14 protein-coding genes are annotated in these 16,736 nt (G+C 43.7%); 5 read left to right on the forward strand and 9 right to left on the reverse strand.

The window, feature by feature from the left end:
* Positions 1-51: 51 nt before the first annotated feature.
* The 4 genes from gspF to gspC are packed head-to-tail and all read right to left on the reverse strand — an operon-like array spanning position 52 to position 5,812.
* A complete protein-coding gene (gspF, locus tag N482_RS17445; RefSeq protein WP_063366070.1) occupies positions 52-1,278 on the reverse strand; it encodes a type II secretion system inner membrane protein GspF in 1,227 nt (408 codons plus the stop codon).
* Positions 1,278-2,834, reverse strand: a complete 1,557-nt coding sequence (gene gspE, locus N482_RS17450) for a type II secretion system ATPase GspE (RefSeq protein ID WP_155730630.1) — start codon at positions 2,832-2,834, stop codon at positions 1,278-1,280. Before gspE ends, gspF begins: the two co-directional genes overlap by 1 nt.
* Positions 2,827-4,887, reverse strand: coding sequence for a type II secretion system secretin GspD (gene gspD / locus N482_RS17455; RefSeq protein ID WP_063378259.1), 2,061 nt, complete (start codon positions 4,885-4,887; stop codon positions 2,827-2,829). The genes gspE and gspD overlap by 8 nt, the downstream gene beginning before the upstream one ends.
* A 28-nt stretch (positions 4,888-4,915) precedes the next feature.
* The gene (gene gspC / locus N482_RS17460; RefSeq protein ID WP_063378260.1) at positions 4,916-5,812 is read right to left on the reverse strand and encodes a type II secretion system protein GspC; all 897 of its coding nucleotides are present in this window, start codon (positions 5,810-5,812) and stop codon (positions 4,916-4,918) included.
* Between the two features lie 300 nt (positions 5,813-6,112).
* Between gspC and hslR the strand changes: the two genes are divergently transcribed.
* The 3 genes from hslR (at position 6,113) to N482_RS17475 (ending at position 9,142) form a co-directional block, all read left to right on the forward strand.
* A complete protein-coding gene (gene hslR / locus N482_RS17465) occupies positions 6,113-6,487 on the forward strand; it encodes a ribosome-associated heat shock protein Hsp15 (protein ID WP_196763592.1) in 375 nt (124 codons plus the stop codon).
* Positions 6,488-6,497: 10 nt separating this feature from the next.
* Positions 6,498-7,343 (forward strand): Hsp33 family molecular chaperone HslO, encoded by an 846-nt coding sequence (gene hslO, locus N482_RS17470; RefSeq protein ID WP_063378262.1) that lies wholly within the window; start codon positions 6,498-6,500, stop codon positions 7,341-7,343.
* A gap of 260 nt (positions 7,344-7,603) precedes the next feature.
* Entirely contained in the window at positions 7,604-9,142 is a 1,539-nt protein-coding gene (locus N482_RS17475) for a phosphoenolpyruvate carboxykinase (protein ID WP_063378263.1), read from the forward strand.
* A 383-nt stretch (positions 9,143-9,525) separates the two neighbouring features.
* On the opposite strand, the gene envZ is transcribed toward N482_RS17475, so the two are convergent.
* Together envZ and ompR are read right to left on the reverse strand one after the other, a co-directional pair.
* Entirely contained in the window at positions 9,526-10,827 is a 1,302-nt protein-coding gene (envZ, locus tag N482_RS17480) for a two-component system sensor histidine kinase EnvZ (protein WP_063378264.1), read from the reverse strand.
* The gene (ompR, locus tag N482_RS17485) at positions 10,827-11,546 is read right to left on the reverse strand and encodes a two-component system response regulator OmpR (protein WP_063373335.1); all 720 of its coding nucleotides are present in this window, start codon (positions 11,544-11,546) and stop codon (positions 10,827-10,829) included. The genes envZ and ompR overlap by 1 nt, the downstream gene beginning before the upstream one ends.
* Positions 11,547-11,695: 149 nt before the next feature.
* On the opposite strand from ompR, the gene greB reads away from it, so the two are divergent.
* Both greB and N482_RS17495 read left to right on the forward strand, forming a co-directional pair.
* Positions 11,696-12,169, forward strand: coding sequence for a transcription elongation factor GreB (greB, locus tag N482_RS17490; protein ID WP_063378265.1), 474 nt, complete (start codon positions 11,696-11,698; stop codon positions 12,167-12,169).
* Positions 12,170-12,255: 86 nt separating this feature from the next.
* Positions 12,256-14,589: a Tex family protein gene (locus tag N482_RS17495; protein ID WP_063378266.1), complete on the forward strand. Its 2,334-nt coding sequence runs from the start codon at positions 12,256-12,258 to the stop codon at positions 14,587-14,589.
* Positions 14,590-14,641: 52 nt separating this feature from the next.
* Here the strand turns inward: N482_RS17495 and N482_RS17500 are convergent, their stop codons facing one another.
* The 3 genes from N482_RS17500 to bioH all read right to left on the reverse strand — a co-directional run bounded on the left by N482_RS17500 (position 14,642) and on the right by bioH (position 16,705).
* The gene (locus N482_RS17500) at positions 14,642-15,553 is read right to left on the reverse strand and encodes a putative metalloprotease CJM1_0395 family protein (RefSeq protein ID WP_063378267.1); all 912 of its coding nucleotides are present in this window, start codon (positions 15,551-15,553) and stop codon (positions 14,642-14,644) included.
* 2 nt (positions 15,554-15,555) lie between these two features.
* Positions 15,556-15,864 carry a hypothetical protein gene (locus N482_RS17505; RefSeq protein WP_063378268.1) on the reverse strand — a complete coding sequence of 103 codons (309 nt, stop codon included), beginning with the start codon at positions 15,862-15,864 and terminating at the stop codon, positions 15,556-15,558.
* Positions 15,865-15,967: 103 nt separating this feature from the next.
* The gene (bioH, locus tag N482_RS17510; protein WP_063378269.1) at positions 15,968-16,705 is read right to left on the reverse strand and encodes a pimeloyl-ACP methyl ester esterase BioH; all 738 of its coding nucleotides are present in this window, start codon (positions 16,703-16,705) and stop codon (positions 15,968-15,970) included.
* Between the last annotated feature and the right edge of the window lie 31 nt (positions 16,706-16,736).

Below are 16,736 nucleotides of genomic sequence, written 5' to 3' on the forward strand. Positions count from 1 at the left end.
TTACACTGCGCTAGGCGTGGTGTTGCTTGCGTTTATCTTTAAATTATTTGACTACAGGCCAATCGCTTTGTTCATCGCCATAATAGGCTGGAGTATTGCCATTACGATAAACAGAACAATAAGTGCCATACTGGCAATCATTGCGGGCTCTAGCAGTTTTAGTGAAACGTTAACCATACTTTCGAATTCCCTGTCTTGGTTATTGGCGGCTCTTTCAAGCATTTGCTCCAGTTCACCTGACTTTTCACCACTGGCAATCATATGCAGCATCATGGGTGGGAATAGTTTGGTTTGATGTAATGCGGCTTTAAGACTGGCACCTTCACTTACGTGTGTAGCAGCTTCCGCTACCGCCGCTTTTATTTTCTCGTTTTCAAGTACTTGCCCAGAAATTTTCATACCCTCTAGCAATGGCACTGCACTTGATGACAAAATACTTAATGTTCTGGCAAATCTTGCCGTATTAATACCACGGCTGATTTTACCGATCCCCGGCATTTGCAATAACTTTGTGTCATACCAAAAGCGTGCTTTAGGACGCTTTAACGTATGCTGAACAGCAACAATTAATCCACCTAAAGCCACTGTCGCCTGCATCCAATAATCTTGTACAAAGTGACTAGCCGCCAGTACCCATTCGGTGGTCCAAGGTAAGACCTGATTAGACTTCTCGAAGGTTTTTAGTATTTCAGGTACTACAGTACCCAGCAAAACCGACACAATCGCAATCGCAAAGATAACCAAAATAGTTGGGTATACCATTGCCTGTGTTATTTGACTACGCATGTGTTGGCGTTGCTCTGTGTAGTCTGCTAAGCGATTGAGTACCTCATCCAGGTGTCCCGACTTTTCGCCAGCAGCTACCATAGAGCGGTACAGGTTATCAAATACATGAGGAAACTCAGACATGCCATCAGCTAGGGTATAACCCTCAACCACTTTTGAACGAACAGCCATTAACATACGCTTCAAACGAGGTTTTTCGCATTGCTCGGCCACAGCCATCACCGCGGCTTCAACGGGTAACGAAGATTGGATCAGCGTGGCAAGCTGTCGTGTGATAAGCGCAATGTCACTAACCGACGGCTTATAACCTCTTGATAGACTGAAGCCTCCACTGGCCTGAGACTTTTCTTTCTCAGCAGCAGGCTCTACATCCAATGGCATCATCGCTTTCTCGCGGAGCATCTGCCTAACTTGTTTGGCAGTGTCTGCTTCTAGAATGCCTTTTTTTTCCTTACCCTTCGCGTCTAAGGCGCGATACTCAAATGCAGCCATTATCCTTCCTCACGCGTGACTCGCATGACTTCCTCAAGCGTAGTTTGCCCGTCTAATACACGTGCAATACCATCTTGGCGGATACTGGGACTACGTTTGCGAATATACTTTTCAACCGCTTGCTCACCCTTACCATTGTGAATCAGCTCACGAATATGTTCGTCTACCACTAACAGCTCATGAATGCCAGTTCGGCCTTTGTAGCCATTGAAGTTACACTCTTCACAACCCACTGCTCGGAAGATAGTCGTTTTAGAACCTTTATCAACCCCTAGTAATTCACATTCACGTTCGTCTGCTAAATGTAGTTCTTTACAACTAGGGCATAATGTACGAACTAATCGCTGTGATAACACACCCAGTAATGATGAAGACAGCAAGAATGGCTCAACACCCATATCTTCCATACGAGTTATTGCACCCGATGCGGTATTGGTGTGTAGTGTCGACATTACCAAGTGACCTGTTAATGACGCCTGTACAGCTATTTGACCCGTTTCTAGGTCACGGATCTCACCAACCATCACTACGTCAGGGTCTTGACGTAAGATAGCGCGAAGGCCCCTTGCAAACGTCATATCAACCTTAGGGTTAACCTGTGTTTGACCAATGCCCGGAATTTCATATTCGATTGGATCTTCAACAGTAAGAATATTGCAATCTTTGGAATTAATCTGGGTCATACCCGCGTATAAGGTCGTACTTTTACCAGAACCTGTTGGACCGGTAACCAAGATAATTCCATGCGGTTTGGCAATAATTTCTGAGAACAATTCACGATTGCGCGCAGTCATACCTAGGTCTTCAAGGTTCAAACGCGCATTGTTTTTATCTAGTAGACGTAATACAACGCGCTCACCAAAACTTGAAGGCATGGTCGAAACACGCACATCCACGGCACGACCCGCAATACGCAAGCTAATACGACCATCTTGCGGTACGCGTTTTTCCGCGATATCTAACTTCGCCATTACTTTAATACGAGATACCAATAGCGACGACAATTTACGATTAGGCTGTAGCACCTCTTTTAAGACGCCATCAACCCTAAAACGAATTACCAGCTGTGTTTCAAACGTTTCAATGTGAATATCCGAAGCACCTTCTTTGATTGCTTCACTCAACATCGCATTGATCAGTTTAATGATAGGCGCATCATCGTCTGCGGCAAGCAGATCTTCTGTTTGCGGCATTTCTTCTGCCAATGAAAACAGATCTACTTCATTGCCAATGTCTTCCATCATCTGTTGCGTTTCAGAGCTGTCACGTTGGTACGATACTTCTAGCAGCAACTCAAATTTCTCTTCATTAATGATTTCAACATTAAAGCCTGAACCAGCGACACGACGTACTTCTAGCAATGCATCCAAAGATACATCGCCTTTATGAAATACTTTGAGCCCTTTTGGGTCGTCGCTCAGTAATACCCCTTCACGGCGAGCGAAAGAGAAAGGAAGTCTGAGCTGTGGCTGTTGCTCATTGAGCTCTTCATCAGCAGCCGCTGTAACTTCATTTTCGACTGGTGCCTCTACAACACTTAAGTTGGCATCAGTCATCTTTCTTCTCATTTTGTTGATGTAAGTAGTCTTCATATGTTGGTGGAAGTACCATCGCATCATTCCACTCAGGTAGTACCGGCGCATCTTCAAATGGCATTAAATCAATACCATCATCATACTTCTTCATCTGCTCATTACGGATAAACTTGTACTTAGCATGACTCAATTCATTCATGCTACGGCTATCGCGTACAATCGTTGGACGGATAAATACCAGCAGGTTACGCTTACGCTTACTGGTATTAGTTGACTTGAATAAATGACCTAAGATAGGAATATCACCTAGTATTGGTACCTTTGACACACTCTCTTGTACGTCTTCATCAATTAGACCACCCAGAATCACCATGCCACCATCATCGGCAATGACGGTTGTGTTAATCGCACGTTTGTTTACTGAAATATCAACAGACGTTGCACCACTGACGCTCGAAACTTCTTGCTCGATGGTTAACTGAACCGCGGTACCATCATTGATTTGCGGTGTTACTTTCAGCTTGATACCGACTTCTTGACGGTCCACAGTCTGGAATGGGTTAGAGTTGTTATCACCTGCGGCAGAACCGGTAATAATTGGTATTTCTTGACCCACAATCATGGACGCTTCTTCATTGTCCATTGTGGTTACTGAAGGCGTCGCAAGAATGTTTGAATTAGTGTCCGTAGAAACCGCTTGAATAATTGCACCCCAGTCGTTTTTAACTACACCGGCTGCCAAGCCATTCACACCACCCAACAGCTTACCTAATGCATTTAAATCACCTTCAACTGTTTCTTCGAAGTCATTCAGCTGCGCATCATCACCGGTAACGGTTCTTTTAATGGTTTTGTCACGGGCTTGCTCTGCTGCAACAGCCAATGCGCCAACAGGTACCGTAGTACCATTATTGAATTGCAACATACCACCTTGTTCGGTGATCCACTGCAGACCAAAGTTGATGCCATCGCCTTCAAGTACTTCAACAACAATTGCCTCAACCAGTACCTGAGCACGACGGACGTCTAGCTTTTCAATAACGTTTGCCAATGAACGCATCGTGTCTGGTTGCGCTGTGATAACTAATGAGTTTGAGTCCGCATGCGCTTCAATACTGGTTTCATTACGGTTACTGCTGCGTGAACGCGTAGATTTACCACCGCCCTGCGCTTCTTCTTGAAGTGTTTTGCTGACACCTTGAAGGACTTTTACTAAGTCTTCAGCTTTTGCATAGTTAAGATAAAATACTTGGGTATTGCCTTGGTTCTCAAGTTCATCGTCAAGGCGTCTAATCAGTTCAATCGCTTTAGTGCGCGCTTGGCTCTCACCACTTACAACCACACTATTAGTACGACCATCTGCGACAATTTTAGGAATTAGGAATTCTGGTACTCGACCTTTGCCTGTGTCTTTATAGATTTTTTCAACAACCTGAACAACATCATCCGCTGTCGCATGCTTTAACCTAACGATGTCTACACGCTGGTCACCAGCCTGATCAACAGACTGAATAATATTAACGAGACGGTTTACTGACGCTGCATGGCCTGTCAGCATCATGACGTTGGCAGAATTAAAGTTTGTAACGTGGCCACCGTCTTTTTGGTCACTGAATTGACGGATCAGAGGGCCTAGCTCTTGTACCGATACGTTTTTAACTTCAACAACACGCGTGATCATGACGTCGCCATCACCTTCGCTGTTATCATTAACCAAAGGTACATTCGATTTTTTAGCATCAGAGCTACGTACAACTTTCATAATGCCATTTGGCATTTCTACGACAGAGTAACCGTAAACTTCTAACACACTTAAGAAGAACTGATAATACAGCTCTTCGTCCATCAGCTCGAAACTACGAACATTGATGTTACCGCGCACATTTGGGTCGATGATGATTGTTTTATTGAGTGTTTTACCTACGATGAGGATAAACTCATTTATATCGGTACCCTTGAAGTTGGCCGCATACTCAACAGCAGAAACAGACAATGACAAACCAGCCGCAAACAACAGAGCTGCATATTTAGCTAACCCTTTTCTGATTCTTGTGAGGTGTAGCTTTCTACCCATTATTCTTAAACTCCAAAATTAGTGTCTTTTACAGGCTAAATTGCACATCTAAGATGCGACCATCTCGTTCAATAGTTATGTTAGCATCAGTGCTCTCTCTGAGCTCGTTCATTGCCGTCATAGCCTGTTTCATATCCGTGAGTTGGTAACCATTAATAGCAATGGCTAGATCGTTATTTTTTAGTCCCATCTTTTTGAAAAGTTCAGGATCTTTACCAGGACGTAAACGATAGCCAACCAGTTGACCATTACGACGCTCTGGCGAAATTCTTATATAATCGAATAGTTTACCCGGCTCATTAAGTAGTTCTTGGCGACGCTGTGCCAGCTCAGAGCGTGTGTTATCGCCAATTTTGCGCGCTTTAGGTTCTGAGTTACGCTTTGGCGTTGTTAGCATCGCAACCTGCTGAGTAAAGTCTATGCCGTCTAACATAAGCGTTTCAAAACGGCCGCTGACGTCTAAAATAACGCGATCCGGTAATACTTGTGCCAATTTTGCGCGCGTACCTTTTACTGCATCATGCACCAAATAAGTCTCTTGCCTACCCTGTGATTCTATAATAGCAAGGCCAGCCACATCATTTTGACTTACCGCAACAATACCTGTCAGTCGCACATTTAGCTGAGTCTCTGGCGCATTGGAAATTACCGGTTTAGGTTTGTTCTCTGCCTTGGGTTTTTCATTTGCTTTGCCAAATATATTCTGTGTTAAAATAGAACTGCTGCTGACGGCTTGTTGAACGCTTTGAGAGTGAATTGGGTTTGTAGAAAGAAGTTTCGTTTCTGGCTTGGGCCAGAGCAGCCAAAATAACTGTGAAAGAAGAAAAGCAATATATACAACAGCCAAAAATACCACCGCACGACTCAGTTTCGCATGGGGCAAGCCTTGTATTATTTTCTGTAACTGTTGTATCTGTAATTCCATATAAAATTTCTTTAATGAGACTTTTTCTTATTCTATTGAGCGCCTCAGTGTACCGTTTCAACCTCGATTCAACAAGCGCCCAAATATGAAACTTTAATTTAAATCGGTACAAGGTATGACACGATACAAATGAACACAACATTAACCGTTTGTTCAAACTTCTGTGAAGCGCCTTCCCTGCTTGCTATAGTGCTATGCTTTTTTTGGCGGTCAAAATATGATAAATTTTACCGCTTAGCAATATGCCAACATAGTTAATGAATTGTGACAAAAGTCAACCCAGAAAACAACCAAGATGATATGAAAGTCAGATTGGACAAGTGGCTTTGGGCCGCGCGATTTTACAAGACGCGTACAATTGCCCGCGAAATGATCCAAGGTGGTAAAGTTAAATATAACGGTCAGCGGTGCAAACCGAGCCGCCATGTCGATGTTGGTGCCAAGATTGAACTGGCACAGGGTCACGATGAAAAACACATCACCGTTTTGAAGTTAATGGAAAAACGTCAAGCAGCGACGATTGCTCAAACTCTTTATGAAGAATCAGTAGAGAGTATTGAGAAACGAACGCAAAATGCCATAGCTAGGAAAAACAATAGTTTTTTTGCCCCACGTCCGGAGCATAAGCCAGATAAAAAGCAACGCCGAGAGTTGCTTAAACTGAAATCAAATTAGGGTCTCTTAGATGAAACAAGATTTACTTCATCGCTATATTTTTGATGATCTCGATGTACGAGGCGAACTGGTACAGATCGAGCACACACTGAAAGACATCATTGCCGGCCACAATTACCCGGCAGAAGTTCAAACTTTACTTGGTGAGTTATTAGTCGCATCAAGTCTACTAACAGCAACATTAAAGTTTGAAGGTGACATCGCCGTTCAACTTCAAGGGGACGGACCGGTAAAGTATGCCGTTATTAATGGTAACCATCAGCAAAATATGCGTGGTATTGCACGTGTTGAAGGGCCAATTACGGGTTCCGGTATCAGCGACCTAATCGGCAAAGGTCATATGATCATAACTATCTCGCCAGAGAAAGGAGAACGATATCAGGGCGTCGTGCCACTGACTTCTGACTCTTTAGCAAAATGTCTTGAAGATTACTTTGTTCAATCTGAGCAACTTCAAACGCGCCTATGGTTTGCGACAGATATAAAGGAAGAGTCAGTCAAAGCCGCAGGCCTATTCCTGCAAGTACTGCCCGTAAATAAAGACAAATCGCAAAGCGACTTTGAACATTTAGAAGCAATCAGTGACACCATTAAAGATGAAGAACTGCTAAAACTAGATGCACAAACGGTATTAACGCGCTTGTATCACGAAGACAACCCTAAGTTGTTTGAACCTCAAGCTGTAAACTTTGTGTGTGGGTGTAGTCGAGAAAAAACCATCAGTGCATTAGTAAATGTTGGGCAAGCAGCGTTACTGGAAGATATAGAGCAGCATGGTGAAGTCAAACTTAGCTGTCATTATTGCCTCACTGATTACCGCTTTTCTGAACAGGACATCAAGTCAATTTTTAATTAAATAAGGTACATCTTGTTTAATTAAATGAAAGCCGCCATTTTGGCGGTTTTTTATTGCATAAATATGATACCGGTGTCATTTAAAAGTAACTTTTCATGACACCGGTATCATTGAAATTATTCACTTTTTTTGACAAAAAATTGCAATTTCTCCCCCCTTTAGGGCTCGAATATCACAAATGCATCTGTTAGTATGAAATCAAGCTTTAGGTACTAAATAACCAGAGCTATCCCGTTCAATTCTCACATTTAGGTAAAAACATGACTTCAAGCGCTACTCGTTTTGTCGATTTAACTGCAGCTGAACTTGTCGAACACGCTATTTCGCGTGGTGAAGGGACTTTAGCAGCTAATGGAGCTTTTGTAGCAAAAACAGGCCGCCGCACAGGCCGTTCTCCAAACGACCGTTTTATCGTTAAAGAGCAAAGCACTGAAAATGATATCCAATGGGGCAACGTTAACCGTCCATTCGATGCGGAAAAGTTTGATGCGCTTTGGGCGCGTGTTGAAGCACACGCACACAGCAATGACCACTTTGTCTCTCACTTAGAAGTAGGTTCAGATCCAGAGCACTATCTACCAGTTGTGGTTACAACTGAAACTGCATGGCATCATATCTTTGCGAAGAACATGTTTATCGAACCTAGCAAGTATAATGCTGCTGATTTACCCCAATGGCAGGTAATGAATGTACCTTCATTTGTATGTGACCCTGAGCGTGATGGCACAAACAGTGATGGCACAGTTATTATCAACTTTGCAGAACGCAAAGTGCTAATCGCAGGTATGCATTACGCCGGTGAAATGAAGAAATCAATGTTCTCTGTGCAGAACTTCCTACTACCAGCTAAAGGTGTATTACCAATGCACTGTAGTGCAAACGTTGGTGAAGAAGGCGATACAACATTATTCTTCGGCCTTTCAGGTACTGGTAAAACGACTCTTTCTGCTGACCCTAAGCGTTTCCTTATCGGCGATGATGAGCACGGTTGGGCACCTGGCAGCGTATTCAATATTGAAGGTGGTTGTTACGCTAAATGTATCGACCTGTCTCAGAAGAATGAGCCAGTTATCTGGAATGCAATTAAGTTCGGTACAATTTTAGAAAACGTTGTACTTGATGAAAACCGCGTACCAGACTTTGCAGATACGAGCCTAACGCAAAATACTCGTGCAGCATATCCGCTTGAGCACGTTGAAAAGCGTAAAGTTGAAAACCGTGCGGGTGAGCCTCGTGCAGTTGTGTTCTTAACATGTGACGTGAGTGGTGTTTTACCTCCTGTTTCTATCTTGTCAGAAGAAGCAGCAGCTTATCACTTTCTAAGTGGTTACACTGCAAAAGTAGGTTCAACAGAAATCGGCTCAACGTCAGACATCGAGTCAACATTTTCAACGTGTTTCGGTGCACCATTCTTCCCTCGTCCAGCAGGCGTTTACGCAGAGCTTCTAATGAAGCGTGTCCGTGAGTTCGGCGCGAAGGTATACCTTGTAAACACAGGTTGGACTGGTGGTCCTTACGGCGTAGGTAAACGTTTCGATATCCCGACTACACGTGCTGTCATTGACGCTATCGTTAATGACACGCTTGAAGGCGTAGAAACTCAGCACATTGAAGCACTTAACCTAGACGTGCCAGTTGCTGTTGAAGGTGTTGATGAGAAGCTTCTTAACCCAATTAACACTTGGGAAGATAAAGAGAAGTACACAGAGTATGCTACAAAACTCGCAGCGGACTTTAAAGCTAACTTCGAAAAATACGATGTGTCTGACGCGATTAAGTCAGCCGGTCCTCGCGGTTAATAGCTAAACCCTATTCCTTTATCAAAGGCGCCCCTCGTTGGGCGTTTTTTTGTGCCGTTCTTTTTTATTTACCATGTGCCACCCCCAAATAATTGCAAAGTATAAATCTAACTAGGCTTTCCTATTATTAAATCAATACACTCCGCCAAGGCCAGTAAAACACCCCGTGCCACCATATATGTCGCCAATAGATAGTACGTTGAAACTAAATAGATGGCTCAGCTATGCTCGCTATTACGTCAACATTAAAGGCGGGATTGTTCTAAAAATAGAGAATATTAGGAGGAGTAGAGGGAGCAAATAAAATGCATTACGCATTATTAGTTTTTAAGCAGTACTTACAGCACTGACATCTCGACAGCGCTGTATTTTAAGCGTCGTTTTTAGCCTTTTTTAGCGATTGGCAACCGTACTTCGGCACACAACCCACCACCTTTGCGGTTAGAGAGCGTAACCTGCCCTCCATGTGTGGTGACAATACGCTTTATGATAGCTAGGCCCAAACCGCTGCCCTCAGACCCCCTTGCTTGGTCTCCTTGTTTAAAAGGCTCAAACACAGACTCTAATTCCGATTCGGGTATACCTGGCCCTCTGTCTTTAACTTGTATTAGGGCCCACTTGTTATCGAGTAAACTCACCACTTCGATGTCTTCACTTGAGTAGCGAATGGCATTTTCAATCATATTGGTGATAACACGCTTAAGCGCCACAGTATTCATCAAAATAGGAGGTAAACTCGGTGTCATTGTAAAGTTGATGACGCGCTTGTGCTGCTGCTCAGCATGAACAACCTCTTCCACTAAGACATTCACATCATCCAAATTCATTTCTCCGCTACTGTGATGGCGCAGATACTCAATAAATTGGTCGATGATGGCATTCATATCTTCGATATCGTCGATGATCCCCTCTTTGAGGTAATCTTCTTCGTCCGACATCATTTCTGTCGCAAGCCTGATTCGAGTCAAAGGCGTTCGCAGATCGTGCGACACCCCAGCCATAATAAGCCGTCTGTCACTTTCCAGCGCAGCTATGCCTTTCGACATTTGGTTGAATGCTCTTGTTACTTCAATCACTTCTGTCGAGCCTTGCTCAACTAAGCGCATTGAAAAATCACCTGCTCCAACTCGACTTGCCGCAGTTTGTAGTGCCCGTAAAGGCCGGTTTAAATGGCGCGCGAAAAGCCACCCCCCCAACACACTCAAAAAACCGATACTAGACAAGTAAAATACCAAAAACTCGAGCTTGGTCTCAGAAAATCCAGATAGCGGAACTCTTACCCAGTAACCAGGGGCTTGAGGCGCTTCTACCCAATAAACCACGGGATCGCCTTGACTAATACGCACCCTAGCAGAGCCGTTTAACTGCTCGGACATGCTACGCGACAAAAGGTTATACTCTCTCGCTTGCCCTAGGCCGTTACGGTAAGCCTCTTTTTGAGACATCACATCGATACCAGTGATCTCGAAAAATTTTTTGGATAATTCCGAGTCGACTTCAACCCCCTCTTCCCAATCAATGAACACAGTTTTGACCTGCTTGGCCAACATCAGATTTACTTGTTCAAAGGTTGGTTTGAACACGTACAGCGTAACAGTGATATAAGACACTATCTGATTAATCAACAATAACGCTGCAACGAAAAAGACCGTTTGGCCAAATGCACTACGCGGAAAAATGCCCATTACTTCTCGCCATCAGGCACAAACACGTAGCCCAAACCCCAAACAGTTTGAATATATCTTGGGTTAGACGCATCTTCTTCGATCATGCGACGTAGTCGAGACACCTGCACATCGATGCTCCGCTCTAACGCACTATAGTCTCGTCCACGAGCCAAATTCATTAGTTTATCTCGGCTCAAAGGCTCTCTCGGGTGACTAACCAACGCTTTTAATACTGCAAACTCCCCACTGGTCAATGCAATGGTTTCATCTCCCTTTTGCATTTCTCGGGTCGCAAGGTTCAGCCGGAAGATACCAAACTCGACTTCATTTTCTTGAGTCGCAGGTGCGCCCGGTACTTCTTTGGTTTTTCTTCTTAACACGGCCTTTATGCGTGCAAGCAACTCTCTTGGGTTAAATGGTTTAGGCAAGTAATCGTCTGCCCCTAATTCAAGACCAATAATACGATCAACCTCATCGCCTTTCGCAGTGAGCATCACAATGGGGATTTCATTTTCTTTTTGACGTAAACGCCGACAAATAGACAAACCATCTTCACCTGGTAACATTAAATCCAGCACCATTAAGTGAAAGTTTTCGCGTTCTAACAGCCTGTCCATTTGCTCTGCATTCGCAGCACTTCTTACAATGAAGCCCTGCTCAACGAGATAACGCTCTAACAAACTGCGTAATCTCATATCGTCATCAACTACGAGCACTTTGGTGGTTTCATTTCCCATATGATTCTTCTTTTTATCTCTATACTATTGCTTAAATATAATTGAAATTTAGCCGCTTAGACACCATAACATAAACATTAGATTGTTACTGAAAGTTACAATTACTCGGAACATATGTACCTAAATAGGGTTTATAGATACAGCACACTATGAAAACTAACTTGATCACGCCTGAAGGTTATCGAAAACTACAACAAGAGCATGACCACCTCTGGTTCGAAAAGCGCCCTGAAATTACTAAAATAGTAAACTGGGCTGCAAGTCTTGGCGATCGCTCCGAGAATGCGGACTACACATTCAACAAACGATTATTAAGACAAATAGATCGACGTGTTAGATATTTACGCAAGCGCTTACCTGACTTAAAAGTCATTGAGTACAACCCTCAACAAGCTGGCAAAGTGTATTTTGGTGCGTGGGTAGAAATAGAAAATGATGACGGTGAAACTAAGTACTTTAGGATTGTCGGTCCAGATGAAATATATGAGCGCAATGACTATATTTCTATAGACTCCCCCATGGCTAGAGCTTTATTAGGGAAAGCGGTTGACGACGATTTTACTGTAAAAACACCCGAGGGCGAAGCCCAATGGTATATCAATCGAATTGAATATCAGGCCTGATCATACGTACTCAAATATGATATGATATCGCCCTAAAGTTTAATTGAATTTTTAGCGTAGCTAATTGAACATTATAAGGATTTTGCATGAGCAACATCTCAGCTCGTTTAGCCCAGGAGCTAAATGCCTCAGAGCAGCAAGTGCTGGCAGCCACCACATTGTTAGATGAGGGCGCAACTGTACCGTTTATCGCCCGATATCGTAAAGAAGTGACCGGTGGATTAGATGACTCCCAACTACGTTTGCTAGAACAGAGACTTTCTTATCTTCGTGAGTTAGAAGATCGACGCGCCTTCATCATAAAGACCATTGAAGAACAAGGTAAACTCACCTCCCAGTTGTCCAATGATATCGCCACAGCAGCAAGCAAAACTGAACTTGAAGATTTATACCTGCCGTATAAACCTAAGCGCCGTACGAAAGGTCAAATAGCAATCGAGGCGGGGCTTGAGCCACTGGCAGATCAGTTATTTGCAGACCCCAATTTATATCCAAATCAGTTAGCCGAAGATTTTATCAATGCTGATGCTGGTTTTGCTGACATCAAAAGTGTTTTGGAAGGCGCCAAGTTTATCCTGATGGAACGCTTCGCTGAAGATGCAAAATTGCTCGCAAAATTTAGACGCCATATTACAGACAGTGCACAGCTACAAAGTACAGTCATCGCTGGTCAAGAAGATAATGGCAGTAAATACAGGGATTACTTCGAACATAATGAATTACTTAGTAAAGTACCTTCGCACCGTGCGCTGGCAATGCTTCGCGCTCGCAATGAAGGTATTTTGCAGCTAACCATCAATCCTGAGCCAACAGCAGAAGACCATCCGCAATTTTGCGCCCAAATGATCGCTGATCATTACGGCTTATCTGTTTCAGGTTCGCCAGCCAGTGAATGGCTTATGACGGTTGTTCAGTGGGCATGGAAAATTAAACTCTCTTTACACCTAGAAAATGAATTTTTAGGCTCACTTAGAGAAAAAGCAGAAAATGGGGCCATTGACGTTTTTGCCAAAAACTTGAAAGACTTGCTCATGGCTGCGCCTGCGGGTCCAAAAGTGACAATGGGGATCGATCCAGGTCTTAGAACTGGGTGTAAAATCGCGATTGTCGATGCTACAGGTAAATTATTATCAACAACGACAATCTACCCTCATGCGCCACAAAACCATTGGGATAAATCGATTCGCACTATTGAGCAGTTAAGCCGTCAACATAAAGTGCAACTCATTGCTATTGGAAACGGCACCGCTTCTCGCGAAACCGATAAACTGGCGGCCGAGGTCCTAAAGTCAGCATCAGATCTTAGCCTGACAAAAATCATGGTAAGTGAAGCAGGAGCTTCTGTTTATTCGGCGTCTGAATTTGCAGCCAATGAATTTCCAGACCTTGATGTTTCGTTACGCGGTGCAGTTTCTATCGCAAGACGACTACAAGATCCTTTGGCTGAATTGGTAAAAATCGAGCCTAAATCAATTGGTGTTGGTCAGTATCAACACGACGTTTCGCAAAGCCAACTTGGGCTAGCACTAACCGCAGTTGTAGAAGATTGTGTAAACTCTGTGGGTGTCGACGTAAACACTGCATCAGTTCCTTTGCTGACACGTGTGTCAGGCTTAAACAAAACACTGGCAAGCAACATTGTTAAATACCGCGATAGCAATGGCTCCTTCGCTAATCGTAAACAACTGAAAAAAGTGGAACGTCTAGGGCCAAAAGCATTTGAGCAAGCAGCTGGATTTTTGCGTATTCAAAATGGTGATGACCCACTAGATGCTTCTGCTGTTCACCCTGAAGCTTATCCTGTCGTAAAACAGATTTCTCAGTCTAAAGCGCTCGAAGTTCAAAGCCTCATAGCCAATAGCGAAGTGCTAAAACAGCTCACTCCTAGCGACTTTGTAGACGACAAGTTTGGTTTACCGACAGTTACCGATATTATTGGTGAGCTTGACAAGCCTGGAAGGGATCCTCGCCCTGAGTTTAAAACGGCTCAGTTTAAGGCTGGCGTCGAAAAGATCTCAGATTTGAAAGTCGGAATGATATTAGAAGGCGTCGTATCAAATGTTGCGAACTTTGGCGCTTTTGTTGATGTCGGTGTGCATCAGGATGGTTTAGTGCATATTTCAGCCATCACAGATAAATTTATCTCAGACCCACGTGAAGTGGTTAAAGCCGGCGATATAGTTAAGGTGAAAGTCATTGAGGTAGATGTAAACAGAAAGCGTATTAGTTTCACCATGCGCTTAAATGATGCAACGCCAGCGCAATCAGAGCAAAGTTCTGGCGGAAAACCCCAGACTAAAACATCCCATAACCAAGGCCGTAAACAAGATCGCCGTGAAAACAAGGGCAATCGTCGCGACCAAGGAAATGCAGCGATGGGTAATGCGTTTGCCGAAGCATTTGCCAAATTGAAAAAGTAATGACATTGATGTGAAAAAGGAAGGCTTGCCTTCCTTTTTAATTGACTACGAATTAAACCGTCACAGACAGTTGTGCAACGTTCGTAGGGGAGGCTACTTGGTTATAAAAGCCTTCAACTCTTAATGCTCTTGACTCTACTTCAGGATCTCTCTCAATCGGTAAAGCCACCGCGAATGGATCTGCTTCCTGTTGGAGGCGTTTTCGTTCCAATACCGGTTGCTCAGATTCCGCGACGCCTTCTTCTGTTAAACGGCGGTTTTGAAATCCTTGCACCCGTCTAGGGGAGTCACTATTTTCGCCATCACCACTGATAGATTGCTTCGCGAGTTCAGCTTGAGCCGTCGCTATCTTTGAGGTGGCATCAGCAGCAATTGCACGATCCGCGCCTGAGGGCTCTGCAGGTGCTAACGCCGCAGCTCTTACTGTTTGCATTTTTTCGATGGTTTTCTGTGGCTCCCCTTCAATGGGTGCCACATCAATCATCACCTGACCACCTACCGCATAGTTATTACCGTCAGGCCCACGCTGGTAATCATAGCTAGGCGCACCTGCATACTGCCCCCCTACCCTTGCGTGTGCTTGTTCGTGTAAACGTACCTCGCGATCCCTATCTTTGAGCTCCATAATTTGTTGCTCATCTTGTTCCTGCTGAGCTTGCTCACGCTCGTCAACGTCTTCCTCGTTGCGCTCTTGCCCTTGCTGCTCAGCAGTCTCTTCCTCATTACCCTCTTTTATTGTTTTATTTTCTTTAAGCTGGCCTGTTGAGTCATAGGTATCTTGACTGTCGTCTTGTGCACCACGAGACTTATCATTATCTTGAAGGGATTTATTCTCTGTGGATGAAGGCGCCACTGCCGCAGGTTTTGGGATAACCTCACGCAGCTCGTTATCGCGCCTAGCCGTTTCGGTATAGACGTTTGCAGTGTTTAAGTTTATCGCCGGTTGTGGCGTAACTATATTCATTACTACACTTTGATATCAACTAAAGTACCAAGCACTTCATCTGCTGTCTGAATAGTTTGTGCGTTTGCTTTCGCGTTGAATTCTTCAACTCTCAAATTCACCAACGACTCGTCAATTCTAGGAGGTTGAGAAACTGGTGCTGTAACCGCTTCCTCAGGGCGTGCTGCCTGCAGCTGACGCTGCTGAGCCAATTGCTCATCACTCTGCTGTTCAACGGTGGCACGGTTTATATCAGCTGTCGCGCGCTCAATATTTTGTTGAGCTCGATTAAAGCCTTCAACGCCAGCGTTAAGAACGTCTCCGATAGGCATAACTTACTCCTAATTAAAATTTCACTAAGCTAATTATTGCTCATAATATATCCAAAATAAAGTAAAGGCGGCAAAAATTTGCCGCCTTTACAGTGAATAATTTTTAAAGGACTGATTTTAGGTAAGTAATAAATTCTTGACGATGTGAAATAAAAGGAGCATGTGATGCTTTTGGCAAAATTTTATAGCTAAAATCCCCATTTAATTTGCTCAATTCATCCACAACTTGTATCGGGACAAGTGCATCTAAACGGCCAAAAATACCTGTTATTGGGCATGTTATATTGCTGAACTCATGCCTTAAGTCAGCGTTTTGCAAAATGTCTAACCCTGCATTCAATGCAATATCTGAAGGCTCAGGTGCTTGTAACAGTAAGGCCTTAATTTGTTTAATATCAGCTTTAGCATGCTCACTGCCCATCGCTTGTATCGCCAAAAAGCGTTCAATTGTTTTACGGCTATCTTTGGCTAGTTGTACTTTAAACTGTGCTAGCACATCAGGCTTAATGCCTGGCCAAATACCCGAATCGCAAAACTGAACATTTGACGAAACCAACACTAAGCTTGACACTTTTTCTGGTCTCTTAGCCGCCAATTTCGTCGCGACTAAGCCGCCTAATGACCAACCAATTACAATACTATTAGGCTGAATAAGTTTGTCGATACTGTCTATCACAGAATCTAAGTCATATTGCGTTTCAGGTAATGATTCACCACCAAACCCAGGGAGATTTAATGCACGTACAGGTCGATTCAACTCAACTGCAAGCTCCGCTTCTATTAATTGCCAAACTTGCTTGTTCATACCCCAACCGTGCAACAGCACAACTTCATTTTGCATATTTTTAAACCTAGAGCCAAAATTAGCGCTA

This window comes from Pseudoalteromonas luteoviolacea NCIMB 1942 (assembly GCF_001625595.1).
Classification (GTDB): domain Bacteria; phylum Pseudomonadota; class Gammaproteobacteria; order Enterobacterales; family Alteromonadaceae; genus Pseudoalteromonas; species Pseudoalteromonas luteoviolacea_A.